This is a genomic window from Nocardia sichangensis (assembly GCF_047200615.1).
Classification (GTDB): domain Bacteria; phylum Actinomycetota; class Actinomycetes; order Mycobacteriales; family Mycobacteriaceae; genus Nocardia; species Nocardia sichangensis.
This window is the reverse complement of record NZ_JBJZOK010000002.1, coordinates 280,415-294,244: the sequence shown is the minus strand read 5'-3', so window position 1 is coordinate 294,244 and position 13,830 is coordinate 280,415. Positions and strand designations below refer to the sequence as shown.

Sequence of the window (13,830 nt, the reverse complement as noted above, 5' to 3'; positions counted from 1 at the left end):
CCGCGATCACCGCAACCGCCGCGCCACCAGCCGATCCCCCACCGGGATCTGACCGCAGCGCGCGGCCGACCGCGGAAACCGAAGCACTGCCGCACCTCGGCCTCATCCGGAACCGGATCGTTACGACCTTGCGGTTCAGCGGTTTTCACCGCACAAAAAGGCAGCGTGAGTTCCGCCTCCGGGTTGCGAGGCAGCTGACCGTGGGCCACACTTGGCGCCACGCCGATCGACGTGCATCCATAGCATGGCATTCGCGGCTCTCCCTGCCGGGAAATCTCCGGCTAGCGTAATGAGAATCGGCTCTGTACCTTGTCACTCGGTCCATCGGGTCGTGGGCCAATGACAAGAAGGGGCAAATCCTCGTGAAGAAGTTTGCTACCGGTGTGGCCGCGCTCGCGGCGGTAGGTGCCGCGCTGGCTGTCAGCGCGCCCGCCGCGAATGCCTACACCAACAACTACGGCGCGATCGCGCTGTCCACCTCCACCGGTCTGATCGGGTACTCCTACGACTACCCGAACTCGGCTGCCGCGGAGCAACGCGCGATCAGCTCCTGTGGCGCAGGGGATTGCCAGTCGGTGGTCTGGTTCCGCAACGGCTGCGGCGCCGTGGCGTACTCCAGCGGCACCGGCACCTGGAGCTGGGGGTACGCGTCGTCGCGGCGCAGCGCGCAGGGGCAAGCCTTGGCGCACAACGATTCCGATGCCTACATCGTGCACTGGAACTGCACGTCCAACCACGGCTGACGCCCGGAATTCGAGAAGGAAACAACGTGAAGCACCGCACTTTCCGGACCACCGTGGCCGTCGTCCTCACCGCACTGGCCTGCTCGCTGACCGCCTGCGCCTCCAACGACGACTCCTCGTCTCCGAGCACCAGCGCCGCTCCCGGGCACCCCGCAGGTGAATTGGAGGGCGGCTCGGGCAAGGGCGACAAGGAGGCAGGCTCCGCGCCGACCACGCCGTCCTCGCCCGTATTGCCGAAGCCCACCACGCAGCAGCTCAACGAGCGGCTGCAGAAGGCGTTCGACCCGAACGTGCCGAACACCGAGAAGATCAGCTGGATCCAGGCCGCCGAGCAGGATCCCTATCTGGTCGCCAACCTCGTCGACGCCGCGAAGAAGCAGAAGGTCACCGTCGAGGTCACCAACGTGGGCGACCCGAAGGACGGCAAGCTCAAGGCCGACGCCAAGGTCACCATCGACGGCACCCCGGTGGACAGCGCGTTCATCCAATTCGTGTCCGAGGGCGGCCAGTGGAAGGTCGACCACACCTTCGCCTGCAACATCGTCAAGAGCGCGAAGATCGAGTCCGCGGCCTGCCAGGAGTAAGCCGCTACCGCGTGAAAAGCGCCGGGCAGCTGAGCTGCCCGGCGCTTTTCGCTGTGCGGAAGGTCAGACGCCGATCACGGTCGGCACGATCATCGGACGACGACGGTAGGTATCGGCCACCCAACGGCCCACTACGCGGCGCACGCCCTGCGCGATGCGGTGGGTGTCGGTGACGCCCTCGCCCGCCAGCCGCAGCAGTTCGGCTTCCACCAGTTCGGCCGCATCGACCAGTGCGGTGGGATCGTCGGAGAAGCCGCGTCCGCTCAGCTCCGGCGTGCTCACCGCCTTGCCGGTGGTCTCGTCGATGGCGACGGTGATGGCGATGAAACCGCCCTCGCCGAGCACCAGCCGGTCCGACAGCGTCGATTCCCCGACGTCGCCTACCGAAAGCCCGTCGACGTAGACGTGTCCCACCGGCACCCGTCCGACGACCGAGGCTATGCCGTCGACCAGGTCGACCACCACGCCGTCCTCGGCGAGCACCACCCGCTCCTGCGGCACCCCGGTCGCCACCGCCAGCGCCGCGTTCGCACGCAGGTGGCGCCACTCGCCGTGCACCGGCATCGCGTTGGTCGGACGCACCGCGTTGTACAGGTACAGCAGCTCGCCCGCCGAGGCGTGCCCGGAGACGTGCACCTTGGCGTTCTGCTGGGTGATCACCGTGGCTCCGAGCCGAGCCAGGCCGTTGACCACCGCGAACACCGAGTTCTCGTTCCCCGGGATGAGCGAGGAGGCCAGCACCACCAGGTCGTCGGGGCGGATGTTGATCTGCCGGTGGTCGCCGCGCGCCATCCGGGACAGCGCCGACAGCGGCTCGCCCTGCGAACCCGTCGAGATCAGCACCAAGCGATGGCCGGGCAAGGTGGCGGCGACGTCGAGGTCGACGACCACGCCCTCCGGCACGGTGAGATAGCCCAGATCCTGGGCGATCTGCATATTGCGGACCATCGAGCGGCCGACGAAGCACACCCGCCGCCCGTACTTCTGGGCCACATCGACGACCTGCTGGATGCGGTGCACGTGACTGGCGAAGGACGCGACGATGACCCGGCCGCGTGCCTTGCCGATCACCGAGTCCAGCACGCCGCCGATCTCCCGCTCCGGCGTGACGAAGCCGGGGACCTCGGCGTTGGTGGAGTCCACCAGGAACAAATCGACGCCCTCGTCACCGAGCCGGGAGAATCCGGCCAGGTCGGTGAGCCGCCCGTCCAGCGGAAGCTGGTCGAGCTTGATGTCACCGGTGTGCAGGGCGACGCCGGCCGGCGTGCGGATGGCGACGGCGAGCGCGTCGGGAATGGAGTGGTTGACGGCGAAGTACTCGCAGCCGAACGGGCCGTGCGCGGTGTGCTGCCCCTCGGTCACTTCGATGAGCTTCGGGTGCAGGCGATGTTCCCGGCACTTCGCGGCGACCAGCGCCAGGGTGAACTTCGAGCCGACGACCGGGATGTCGGGCCGCAGCCGCAGCAGGAACGGCACCGCCCCGATGTGGTCCTCGTGCCCGTGCGTGAGCACGACGGCCACGACGTCGGCGATCCGGTCCTCGATGGGGCGGAAGTCCGGCAGGATCAGGTCGACACCGGGCTGCTGGTCCTCCGGGAACAGCACGCCGCAGTCGACGATCAGCAGTTGGCCGCCGTACTCGAAAACCGTCATATTGCGGCCGATTTCGCCGATGCCGCCGAGGGCGACCACGCGCAGGCCGTTCTCGGGGAGGGCGGGCGGAGCGCCGAGCCGGTCGTGCGCGGCGATCGGATCCGCCTGCGCCGGAGGCTCTTCGACCCGCCGCGCACCGGACTGTCCCCGTCCACGGCCCGCTCGCCGGGATCCCGCATCCTGCGTCCTGGTCTCTCGACGCGCCTGCACGGGCGCGGGCCGCTCGGCTGAAACGGCGGGCACCGTCGTCTCGTCGAGTGCCGGTTCGGGCAGCGCGACGGTTTCCGGCGGCGTGTGCTCGGCCGGTGCGGCGGGGGCGGGCGATCCGGCGGGACGGGACGCGCCGCGACGGCGGCGACGGGGTAGGGACTCGCTCACGAAAGCACTCCGACCGCTCGCAGGTCCGCGGCGAGCGCTTCCAGCTGCTCACCGGTCGGCATCAGCTGCGGCAGGCGCGGTTCGCCGACCTCCACGCCGAGCAGCCGCAAACCACCCTTGCTCATCGCGACGCCGCCCAGCCTGGCCATCGCGGCGTGCAGCGGCAGCAGCGTGGTGTTGATCTCGCGGGCGCGCACGACCTCGCCCGCCGTGTACGCCTCCAGCAGCGCGCGCAGCCGTTCGGGCGCGAGATGTCCGATGACGCTGATGAATCCGGCCGCGCCGACCGACAGCCAGGGCAGGTTGAGCGCGTCGTCACCGGAGTAGAACGCCAGACCGGTGCTCGCGATGAGTTCGGCGCCCATGTTCAGGTCGCCCTTGGCGTCCTTGACCGCGACGATGCGCGGATGCTCGGCGAGCTTGCGGATGGTGTCGCTGGCGATCGGCACCACCGACCGTCCGGGGATGTCGTACAGCGTGACCGGCAGATCGGTGGCATCCGCGACGGCGGTGAAATGAGCGATCAGTCCCTCCTGCGAGGGCCGGGAGTAGTACGGCGTCACCACGAGCAAACCGTGCGCACCCGCCCGCTGCGCGTTGCGCGCGAGCTCGATCGAATGGGCGGTGTCGTAGGTGCCCGCCCCCGCGATCACGGTCGCCCGCTTGCCGACGGCGTCGACGACGGCGCGCAGCAGATCGGCCTTCTCCGATTCGGTGGTGGTCGGCGATTCACCGGTGGTTCCCGAGATCGCGAGCAGGTCGACGCCGCGGTCGACCAGGCGGGCCGCGAGCGCGACCCCGGCATCGACGTCGAGCTTGCCGTCGGCGCTGAAGGGGGTCACCATAGCGACACCTACCGTGCCGGACGCACGCAGCTCCGTTGGCGTCGATTCACCGTTCTTCATGGTCAGAAAGGCTACCCGGTCGGGGACACGCCCTCGACACCGTCGTCGGCGATCAGGCCGCAACAAGGACGCGAATCCATATCGACGACGGTGAGATGATGTCATTTCGCCGCTTGCCTGATGTCATTCATGACGTCACACTGACATCATGGATTTGAACAAGTACACCGGCCAACTGCGCGAGAGCCTGATCGCCGCCGCGGCGCTCGGTGACGAGAAGACGCAGGCCACGGCGGCCGCACTGGCCGCGGCGACGGAAGGCCCGGCCCGCTTGGTGCTGCTCGCCGCGCTGTCGGACCTCGCCGCCGAGGTCAGCGCCGCGCTCGGCGACCGCACGGTGCACGTCTCGGTCGACGGCACCGACGCCTCCATCGATGTGCGCAAGAGCACGGTGGGCGAGCAGAGCCCCTCCTTCGAGGAGATGACCGGGGACATCAGCAGGGTCACGCTGCGGCTGGTGGAACAGATGAAGGCGCGTGCGGAAGAGGCTGCCGCACAGAGTGGTCAGTCCCTGAACTCGTGGCTGTCGAGCGCCGTCCACGGAGCATTGCGCGATCAGATGCGCGGGTACGGGCCCAAACGAGACATCTGACCCGAACGCGCTACAGCAATGCGGCGAGATTGCCGCGATCGCCTGTCGCGACCTCGTCCAGTTCGAGCCAGTCCGCCAGCTCGCGCAGCGCGCCGCCGAGGGCCTGCGCGGTGGCCGGAGTGTCGTAGCCGGGCTCGGCGAACGCGGCCGGCACCCACAACCGGCCGTTCGCGCGTTCCGCCCGCAGATCGACGCGGCCCACGAGTTCGCCGTCGAGCAGGAACGGGAAGACGTAATACCCGTGCACCCGTTTGTGTTCCGGGGTGTAGATCTCGATGCGGTAGTGGAAGTCGAAGATCCGCTCCGTGCGGGCGCGGAAGAAGATGAGCGGGTCGAACGGGCACAGCAGCGCCGCGCCTTCGATGCGACGCGGCGTGGGAGTGCCCGCCCGCAGATAAGCCGGTTTCCCCCAGCCCGCCACCTCCACCGGGATCAGCTCGCCCGCGTCCACCAGATCGGCGATGGCGGGTTCGGTCTGAGTGCGTTGGAGGCGGTAGTAGTCCCGCAGGTCCGCTTCGGTGCCGATGCCGTGCGCGGTGGCGGCACGCAGCACGAGCTCACGAACGGCGTCCTGCTCGGTGACGTCGCGTGCCAGCACCTCGGCGGGCAGCACCCGCTCGGTCAGGTCGTAGTGCCTGGTGAACCCCACACGCGTGGCCACAGACAGCGCGCCCGCCGCGAAGAGCTGCTCGCAGATCATCTTCGTATCGCTGAGATTCCACCAGGAGCCCTTCGGCCGCGGCTTGTCCAGCTCCAGGTGACGCTCCACCTCACCCGCGGTGGCCGGGCCCACCGCGGTGATCACGTCCAGGATGTCCTTGCCCAAGGTCGGATTGCGCTCGACCACCTTGCGCATGCCGGACCAGCGCCCGTGCTCGTAGCGCCGCATCCGCCAGCGCAGCAGCGGCCAGTCCTCGACCGGGATGAGCGCGGCCTCGTGCGCCCAATACTCGACGAGCGACCGTGGCCGCCGCGAGCCGTTGCTCCACGCGGCCTGATCCAGGAGCGTGCGGTCGTAGGGCCCGATCCGGCTGAACACCGGCGCGTAATGCGCCCGCACCACCGCCGACACCGAATCCAGCTGCAGCAGTTGCGTCCGGTCCAGCACGCCGAGCACCGTCCGCCGCGTGATCCGACCGGGCTTGCGCGCCCCGAAGCCCTGCGCCGCCAACGCCGTTCGCCGCGCCGCCGCCGCACCCATCTTCCGCATAACCGACAACGATGCCATGGGGCACCGACAGGTCAGGTGGATACCGTGACCGCGCCCGTGGCGTCGATCTCCGTGCGGCGGTCGCGGTCCGACGCGGTAGCCAGGACGGTAGCCAGGATGCGGCGGCCGGTCGGGAGGATGCGGACGGTGACCGAACCGTCATTGGCGGCGTCCAGTTCTTTGGTGGCGGCGTCGATCACCTGCTGGCGCACCCGATGCGGGACGCCGGTGAAACCGCCGTCGTCGAGCAGGATCACCTCGACACCGCGGGAGCGCGCTCCGCGGGCGGCGCTGTTGAGTTGGTCGGTGGCCAGCTGCGGTGCCCGAAGCCCGTCGCGGAGTTCGGCTTCCAGGAGCCTGCACTGTTCCCGCTCGGCGGCGGTGAGTTCGTCGCCGTCGGCGATGCGTTCCAGGATCGGGCGCGCCACCGCGTCCAACCGAGCCAGCTGACGGGTGCGTTCGGAGTTCTCCGCGGCCATGGCGGCTTCGGCGGCGGCGCGCATGGCTGCTTCGTCGCGCAGCAGCCGCAGCGATCGCTGGGTGGGCCGCATGATCGCCGCGAACAGGGAAACCCCGGCGACCGTGGCGACCGGCACGATCGAACCGACGACGACGCCCTCCCGCAGGCCCGCCACCACACCGACCACGGCGATCACCACGCCGATGCCGGCGACACCGAGCCAGGCCGCGGCCGATCGTCCGCGCAGCACCAGCACGGCCAGCACGTAGGACGCGGCGAACGCCGTCCACACCTGCTTCGACCAACCGTGCTCGACATCGAACGAGGTCAGGGTGGTGGCCAGCGGTCCGGAGGCGGCGACGAACACGGTCGCGGGCCAAGGCAGCGGGTCGGTCGGCGCCGCCATCACCACGACACCGGCCAGCGCCAGCACGACCAGTGCCGCGACCGCCGCGGCCACCGGCGATTCCGAGAAGTTCCGGACCATGTACAGCACGATGGTCGCTTCGAGCACGACCAGGAACAACCAGGCCGCGCGGTCGCGGAGCCCGAGCAGATCGCGCAACCCGAATTCGGTTTCCGTCTCAGCCATTTCCGCCCCACACCAGCGTCACGGTCGTTCCCTCGCCCGGCTCGGATTCCACGAACCCGGCGCCGCCGGACAGCTGACGCATGCGGCCCAGGATGCTCACCGAGATGCCGAGCCGATCGACGGGCACCGCGCTCAGGTCGAAGCCCGCTCCGTCGTCGCGGAACACCACGCGAATCCCGCCGGCGCTGATCGTCACAGTGACGGTCCGGCGCACCTCTCGCCCGACGACGGTGGCGTGCCGCAGGCTGTTGCGCACGGCCTCGGCCAGCGCGGCCGCGATCGTGCTCGCGGCGTCCACCGGCAGGTGCAGATCGTCGAATCCGGCCCAGCGCCGCGTGGTGAACCGGATACCGGGGTTCACCTCGTGCACGGCCGAGCGCAGGAACCCGATCGCGGATTGCGCGTCCAGCCGGTCGGGTTCGATCTCGGCGCCCCGGCACTCGTCGAGTTGTTCCAGGGTCCGTTCAGCTTGGCGGCGCAGCACCGGAGATTCGGTCCCGGTGCGAGAGGCATCCAGCAGAGTGGACAGCACGGCGTCGTGGATCAGCGCGGCGAATCGCGCTCGTTCCCGTTCCCGGGCCGCCGTGCCCGCGACCGCCGCCGCGCGGCTGCTCTCGATCGCCGACTCACGATCCACTCGGGCCGCCGCCGCCCTGGCATAGATCACGCACCACAGGAACAGCGCGCTCAGTCCCGCCGCCCTGGCGAAATCGCCCAGCAGCGCGAGTGCGGTGGTCTCCCGCAGCACGACCAGATTGGCCAGCGCGCTGAACGCCGCACCCACCACCAGGTAGGCCACGGCCAGCGGTGGGCGCCAGGCGAGCACGGCCGCGAGCACGCCGAGTGCCAACACCCGATACAGCCACACCGAAGCCGCTTCGGCATTCGGCGCCGCGTACGCCACCGGAACCACCGCCATCGCCCCGAGGAAACTCACCGCCGCCGCACCGGCCACCCGCTGGATCACGCGCGGGCCCATACCGACCGAAACGACCGCGAGCACCGGGAACAGTCCGAACGCCAGCACCACCTCGACGATCGTCCACTGAACGGGCACGAAACGGCCTTGATCGGCGATCTCGGGCAGTTCCACGATCGCGGCGATCACGCCGGCGATGCCGATGGCGAAACCGAACCGGCGCAGGATGCGATCGGCGGCGCCCTCGGAGACCTTCTCCCTGGACAGCGCGACGACTCCGCGACGCCAACGGCTCGCACGCGGCCGGTCGAGCGGGCGGGAACGGGGGTGCGACGGAGTGTCCAGCATGCTGGACGCGGTCATCCGCGCGGCTGCCGCTCGGGAACCGGCAGCCACCCGTCCTCCACCGCCCGCTTGTAGAGGTCGGTCTTGGTGGGCGCCGGACGACCGGCGTCGGCGTACTTCTGCCGGATCCGGCCGAGATAGTCGTTGACCGTCTGCTCGGACAGGCCGGTCAACCGCGCGACCCGTGATGCCTTCTCTCCGGACGCGTACAGCGTGAGCACTTCCTCCTGGCGCGGGCTCAGGCCCACGTCGGACAACTGCGGATCGCCGTCGATGGCGGCCGCCCAGTCGGTGGTGACCACCTGTTCGCCGCTGGCGGCACGGCGCACGGCGGCGACGACCGTCGGCACGTCCTCGGACTTGCGCACCACACCGAGCACCCCGGCGCGCGCGGCGGACCGCACCAGGAAGGCGTTGTCCGCGCCGGTGAAGACCAGCACCTCGATGCCGCGGTCACGCAGGGCGCGCACGTTGTCCTCGGGCGAGGACCCGTCGGCCAGCCGCAGGTCCAGCACCACCAGATCCAGCTTCGGCGCGCCGTCGGCGGCGGACAGCAGTTCCGGCACGGTGCCCGCGGTCAGCACCAGATCGAGATCCGTTTCCCGCGCGAGCATCGCGGCGAGACCGATCGCGACCGATTCGTGGTCCTCGACCAATCCGATTCGGCGCGGGGCGTTCTCGCTCCCTTCGGCCCAGGTCACCTGGCTCTCCCATCCCGAGGTACTCGTCCACATCCCCACCGCGACAACATCGCAGACAGTATGCCGGGCAATGGTGCGCCATGGTCAGACACCAGAATTCGGGGGATCAGGGCATCAGCCCGGCCGCGAGCGTGGCGCCCAGCTCCCAGCACCGCTGCAAATCCTCCTTGGCGGGCGGACCGGAGACCACGACCGCGGCGGAGGCCTGCTCCCAGCCCAGTCCGGTGGTGATGCTCGCCACCCCGCGCTCGGCGCCCTCGGTGCCTTCGTTGCCGTGCAGATACATGCCGTACGGACGCCCGCGCGTGGAGTCCAGGCACGGATAGTAGAACGTGTCGAACGCGTGCTTGAGCGCACCACTCATGTATCCCAGGTTCGCCGGACTGCCCAGCAGATATCCGTCGGCGGCCAGCACGTCGGACGCGGTGACGGCCAGCGCGGCTCGGCGCACCACCTCCACGTTTTCGATCTCGGGGTCCGTGGCCCCGGAGACGACGGCCTCGAACATCGCCTGCATGTGCGGGGACGGCGTGTGATGGATGATCAGCAACCGGGCCACCCTGCGATGGTATCGGCCCGCGCGCTCGTCAGTCGGTGCCGCGCTCGTGCCGTTCCAGGGCGACCGCGCGGCGCATGGTCTCGCGGGCCCTGGTGCGGTCACCGGCGTAGTCGTAGGCGCGCGCGAGGCGGTAGGAGACGCGCCAGTTGTCCGGGTCGGCCTCCCACTCCGCCTTGACCGTCGCGAAGAGCTCGTCGGCGGCCGCACGTTCGATGCGGCCGGACGGCAGGCGCGGCAACGCGGAGGTGTCGAGTTCCAGGCCCTCGTCGTGGATGCGCCGCGCCAGTTGCTGATGCGCCAGGGCCGCACGCACCGTGGCCACGACGATCCAGACGCCCAGCAGCGGCAGGATCAGCACGCCGACGCCGATCACGATCGCCGCCACCTCGCCCGAACCGATCAGGCTGAACGCGATCCGGCCGAGCAGCAGGAAATAGAACACGAGCACCAAGATGAGCGCCGCGATCGGCGCGACCACCTTGACGATTTCCCCGCTGCCCTTGCGCTCGGCAGGCTCCGAGCCGCTCACGGTCGCGCTCCAGCCCGCCGCGGCGCTCGCCGCCGGCTCACAGGTCCAGGAACGGGTCGAGCCCGACGGTGAGGCCGGGGCGGTTCGCGATCTCACGCACGCCGAGCAGCACACCGGGGGCGAACGACGAGCGGTCGATCGAGTCGTGCCGGATCGTGAGCGTCTCACCCTGCGTGCCGAACAGCACCTCTTGGTGGGCGACCAGACCGGCGAGCCGCACCGAGTGCACCCGCACCCCGTCCACCTCGGCGCCGCGCGCACCCTCCAGCTCGGTTGTCGTCGCGTCGGGACTGCGGTTCAGGCCCGCTTTGTCCCGGGCGGCGGCGATCAAGCCCGCGGTGCGGTAGGCGGTCCCGGACGGCGCGTCCGCTTTGTTGGGGTGGTGCAACTCGATGACCTCCACCGATTCGAAGAACCGGGCGGCCTGCTCGGCGAAACGCATGGTCAGCACCGCGCCGATGGCGAAGTTCGGCGCGATCAGCACGCCGACTCCTGGGCGACCCGACAACCAGCTCCGCACCTCCGCCAAGCGAGCCTCATCGAAACCGGTGGTGCCGACCACCGCGTGGATGCCGTGCTCCACCAGGAACTTCAGATTCCCCATCACCACGTCGGGGTGGGTGAAGTCGACGACCACCTGGGTATCCGCCGCGACGAACCCGTCGAGCGAATCGTCCTTGTCGACGGCGGCGACCAGTTCCAGATCGTCCGCCGCCGTCACCGCCGCGCAGATCGCCTGTCCGACTTTGCCTCGCGCTCCGAGCACTCCGACCCGAATGGCCACCGCACCTCCTCGTTCCGTTTCCGGTCGTGATCAGCCTAATGGGCCGGGCCGACCGCGAACCCGCCGCCCGACAGTGCCCCGCGAAAGGGCGGCAACCGCCTATCGCGCCCGCTGCGGTTCCCCGATCTCCGAGTTCGGCGCGCCGCCGAGATTCTCGACCATCCGCTGCAGGGTCCGCACGGTCGCGGCGAACTGTTCGTCACTGATTCCCTCCGCGAATTGCCTTCTACGCTCGGCGATCCGAACGAATGCCTGGTCGTGAGTGATGCGGCCCTCAGCGGTCAGCGACAGCATGCCCCCGTCGTCGGAGACCAGCCCGTCGGCGACGAGTCCGGCCAGTTCGGTCGGCCATTCGGAGTCGTCGGTCCAGAACGTGTCGAGCGCGTGGCGGATGTCATCGGCGCGCTGCGGTCCGTCGGCCAGCGAGTGCGTCACCTGCCAGCGCCTGCGAGTGAGTCGACCCGAGGCGAGGTCTTCGTCGAAGCGCTGGTTGATCAGTCGATCGAGCTCCACCAGCCAGTACCCGATGGGGCGATGAACGGCCATGACCACTTCCAATCTATGCATGTCAACAACTACATGTAGTATTACATATAAATTCAGGGCATGACAAAGTGAGCGAATGGACGAGGACGATGCGATCACCGTCGCCGTCGAAGCGGCGATGGTTCGGATCCGGCGCAGGCAGACACGCGGTGCGCTGAGCGACGGCGCGATTCCGGTCGCGGTGTTCCGCGCGCTGGACGCCGTGGCCGACGGCGCGGCCGACACGGTCGGCGCGCTCGCTCCCGCGCTCGGCGTGGATCAGCCGAGGGCCAGCCGCCTCGCAGCCCAGGCGGTGTCCTCCGGCCTGCTGGAACGCGTCGCCGATCAGCGCGACGGACGGCGTTCGGTCCTGCGCCTGACCGCCGCCGGGAACCACGCGGTGGCCGAGGCCAGAGCGGGCAGGCGCGCCGCCATGGCCGCCGCCATGGCCGACTGGACCCCCGCCGAGCGCGCCGAGTTCGCCCGCCTGCTGGAGCGATTCGTCGACCGGATGGACCGGCCCGCCGGTTGAGCGACGCGCGCCGCACGCCGCGGTCGAACGGGCTCCTGCGGCGCGCCGGGTCAGTCGAAGACGATGACCTGCCGCAAGGCGTGGCCCGCGGCGAGTTCGTCCATGGCGTGGTTGATTTCGTCGAGCCCGACGTGCGCCGAGACGAGCCGCTCCACCGGCAGACTTCCCGCCCGCCACATGCGGACATACTCGGGGATGTCCCGCGACGGCACCGCGGAACCGAGGTAGCTGCCGACGATGGAGCGCCCCTGGGCGACCAGCGCCAACGGCGAGATGCTGGCACGGGCGTCGGGAGCGGGCAGTCCGACCGTCACGGTCGTGCCGCCCGGAGCGGTCGCGGCGACGGCGGTCTCGAAGGCACGGACGTTGCCCGCCGCCTCGACCACCACCTCGGCCTGCGCACCGAGCTCGGCGACCTCGGCCGGGGTGTACGCCGCGTGCACGCCCAATTCCCGGGCGAGCGCCAGCTTCTCCGGCACGGTGTCGACCGCGATCACCTCGTGTCCCTCGGCGGCGAGCGACACCGCGACCAGGACCGCCGCCATCCCGACGCCGCCCAGGCCGACGACCATCACCCGGTCACCGGCGCCGGGTCGCGCCGAGTTCAGCAGAGCGCCACCGCCGGTCAGCACGGCGCAACCGAGGACGGCGGCGACCTCGGCGGGCACGTCGTCCTCGACCGGCACGACCGACCTGCGATCCACCACCGCGTGGGTGGCGAAAGCGGACACACCCAGGTGGTGGTGCACCTCGGCGCCGTCACGGGACAACCGCCTGCCGCCGTTGAGCAATTCGCCCGCGTTGTTGGCGACGCTGCCGGGCACGCAAGGCGTGCGACCGTCGGTCGCGCACCCCGCGCACTCACCGCACCGCGGCAGGAACGTCATGACCACGCGCTGCCCGACCGCGATATCGCCGTCACCGGGACCGACCGCTTCCACCCGGCCCGCGGCCTCGTGGCCAAGCAGCATGGGCACCGGCCGGACCCGGTTGCCGTCCACCACGGACAGGTCCGAATGGCAGATCCCCGCCGCCTCGATCCGGACCAGCAGTTCTCCCGGCCCCGGCTCGCGCAGCTCCAGATCGCACACGGTGATGGGCGCCGACTCGGCGAAGGGCGCCTGCGCCGCGATCTGCTCCAGGACCGCTCCACGAATCTTCATGCCGCCGACGCTACCGCGCCCTGCGGTCCGGGCACATGGGACGGTCGCCGCTCCTCGCCACGTCGGTCGCCGCCTGCGTACGATGCCGCGCATGGGTGTGGATCTGGTGGATGCGGTCGAGCGGTTGCACGCCGACCTCGCCACGTGGCTCGGGTCGCAAGCGCAGGCGGAGGTGTTCGAGCGATTCGCCGCGGCGCAGCACGAGCGGTTCAGCATGGTGACGACCGGTGGCGAAGTACTCGGGCGCGGCGCGTTGCTCGCGGGTGTCCGCGGCGCGCGAAACGCTCTGCCCGGATTGGCGATCGAAGTGTCCGAAGTCGAGGAACTCCTGCGCTCCGGCGACATCGCGGTGGTGCGATTCCTGGAGACACATCGGACGGCCGGAAGCGTCAACAGCCGCCGGGTGACCGCCGTGCTGACCACCGATGACCCCGGCGCGGTTCGCTGGCTGACGGTGCACGAGACCGAGTCCGCACCGACCTGACCCTTCCCAGCATCGGGATGCGCGCGATGCGTTCTGGTCCCCGGCGCTCCCAGCTTGCCCGCGGTGTGGGAACCCGCGCACGACGAACCGACGGGCTGATGCGCTCGGTATCTCCGGAGCGGTGATTCCTCGCCGGACGGGACGACCCGGGCGCTCCGGGCCGACTCGACCG

General features: G+C 70.1%; 16 protein-coding genes. 5 read left to right on the top strand and 11 right to left on the bottom strand.

The genetic code is table 11. The features are described from left to right. Window positions 1-362 precede the first annotated feature (362 nt). Together ACL03I_RS03890 and ACL03I_RS03885 are read left to right on the top strand one after the other, a co-directional pair. Window positions 363-743, top strand: a complete 381-nt coding sequence (locus tag ACL03I_RS03890; protein WP_356961462.1) for a DUF4189 domain-containing protein — start codon at window positions 363-365, stop codon at window positions 741-743. Between the two features lie 26 nt (window positions 744-769). Beyond that, the gene (locus ACL03I_RS03885; RefSeq protein ID WP_355070182.1) at window positions 770-1,327 is read left to right on the top strand and encodes a WKL family lipoprotein; all 558 of its coding nucleotides are present in this window, start codon (window positions 770-772) and stop codon (window positions 1,325-1,327) included. A gap of 63 nt (window positions 1,328-1,390) precedes the next feature. Here ACL03I_RS03885 and ACL03I_RS03880 read toward each other — a convergent pair whose 3' ends face one another. Together ACL03I_RS03880 and dapA are read right to left on the bottom strand one after the other, a co-directional pair. Then, window positions 1,391-3,358, bottom strand: a complete 1,968-nt coding sequence (locus ACL03I_RS03880; protein ID WP_412805150.1) for a ribonuclease J — start codon at window positions 3,356-3,358, stop codon at window positions 1,391-1,393. Continuing rightward, window positions 3,355-4,263, bottom strand: a complete 909-nt coding sequence (gene dapA, locus ACL03I_RS03875; protein ID WP_364426881.1) for a 4-hydroxy-tetrahydrodipicolinate synthase — start codon at window positions 4,261-4,263, stop codon at window positions 3,355-3,357. Before dapA ends, ACL03I_RS03880 begins: the two co-directional genes overlap by 4 nt. A 148-nt stretch (window positions 4,264-4,411) precedes the next feature. Between dapA and ACL03I_RS03870 the strand changes: the two genes are divergently transcribed. Then, window positions 4,412-4,855 (top strand): hypothetical protein, encoded by a 444-nt coding sequence (locus ACL03I_RS03870; RefSeq protein WP_356961457.1) that lies wholly within the window; start codon window positions 4,412-4,414, stop codon window positions 4,853-4,855. Window positions 4,856-4,865: 10 nt separating this feature from the next. On the opposite strand, the gene ACL03I_RS03865 is transcribed toward ACL03I_RS03870, so the two are convergent. The 8 genes from ACL03I_RS03865 to ACL03I_RS03830 all read right to left on the bottom strand — a co-directional run bounded on the left by ACL03I_RS03865 (window position 4,866) and on the right by ACL03I_RS03830 (window position 11,521). After that, window positions 4,866-6,065, bottom strand: coding sequence for a winged helix-turn-helix domain-containing protein (locus ACL03I_RS03865; protein ID WP_379251309.1), 1,200 nt, complete (start codon window positions 6,063-6,065; stop codon window positions 4,866-4,868). A 32-nt stretch (window positions 6,066-6,097) separates the two neighbouring features. Further along, window positions 6,098-7,117 (bottom strand): hypothetical protein, encoded by a 1,020-nt coding sequence (locus ACL03I_RS03860; RefSeq protein ID WP_355070174.1) that lies wholly within the window; start codon window positions 7,115-7,117, stop codon window positions 6,098-6,100. After that, entirely contained in the window at window positions 7,110-8,432 is a 1,323-nt protein-coding gene (locus ACL03I_RS03855) for a sensor histidine kinase (protein ID WP_355070173.1), read from the bottom strand. The genes ACL03I_RS03860 and ACL03I_RS03855 overlap by 8 nt, the downstream gene beginning before the upstream one ends. Then, window positions 8,396-9,115 (bottom strand): response regulator transcription factor, encoded by a 720-nt coding sequence (locus ACL03I_RS03850; protein ID WP_355071007.1) that lies wholly within the window; start codon window positions 9,113-9,115, stop codon window positions 8,396-8,398. The genes ACL03I_RS03855 and ACL03I_RS03850 overlap by 37 nt, the downstream gene beginning before the upstream one ends. A 73-nt stretch (window positions 9,116-9,188) precedes the next feature. Further along, window positions 9,189-9,641: a flavodoxin family protein gene (locus ACL03I_RS03845; RefSeq protein WP_355070171.1), complete on the bottom strand. Its 453-nt coding sequence runs from the start codon at window positions 9,639-9,641 to the stop codon at window positions 9,189-9,191. 28 nt (window positions 9,642-9,669) lie between these two features. Beyond that, the gene (locus ACL03I_RS03840) at window positions 9,670-10,170 is read right to left on the bottom strand and encodes a hypothetical protein (protein WP_364426890.1); all 501 of its coding nucleotides are present in this window, start codon (window positions 10,168-10,170) and stop codon (window positions 9,670-9,672) included. 37 nt (window positions 10,171-10,207) lie between these two features. Then, a complete protein-coding gene (gene dapB / locus ACL03I_RS03835) occupies window positions 10,208-10,954 on the bottom strand; it encodes a 4-hydroxy-tetrahydrodipicolinate reductase (protein WP_397275686.1) in 747 nt (248 codons plus the stop codon). Between the two features lie 99 nt (window positions 10,955-11,053). Next, complete coding sequence (locus ACL03I_RS03830; RefSeq protein ID WP_412805149.1) at window positions 11,054-11,521, bottom strand: hypothetical protein; 468 nt, start codon at window positions 11,519-11,521, stop codon at window positions 11,054-11,056. Window positions 11,522-11,576: 55 nt separating this feature from the next. Between ACL03I_RS03830 and ACL03I_RS03825 the strand changes: the two genes are divergently transcribed. Next, window positions 11,577-12,011, top strand: a complete 435-nt coding sequence (locus ACL03I_RS03825) for a MarR family winged helix-turn-helix transcriptional regulator (protein ID WP_356961451.1) — start codon at window positions 11,577-11,579, stop codon at window positions 12,009-12,011. 50 nt (window positions 12,012-12,061) lie between these two features. On the opposite strand, the gene ACL03I_RS03820 is transcribed toward ACL03I_RS03825, so the two are convergent. Further along, on the bottom strand, window positions 12,062-13,174 hold the full coding sequence (locus ACL03I_RS03820; protein ID WP_412805148.1) for an alcohol dehydrogenase catalytic domain-containing protein: 1,113 nt from the start codon (window positions 13,172-13,174) through the stop codon (window positions 12,062-12,064). 91 nt (window positions 13,175-13,265) lie between these two features. Here ACL03I_RS03820 and ACL03I_RS03815 point away from each other — a divergent pair, with 91 nt between their 5' ends. Beyond that, entirely contained in the window at window positions 13,266-13,658 is a 393-nt protein-coding gene (locus ACL03I_RS03815) for a DUF4440 domain-containing protein (RefSeq protein WP_397275681.1), read from the top strand. Window positions 13,659-13,830: the final 172 nt, after the last annotated feature.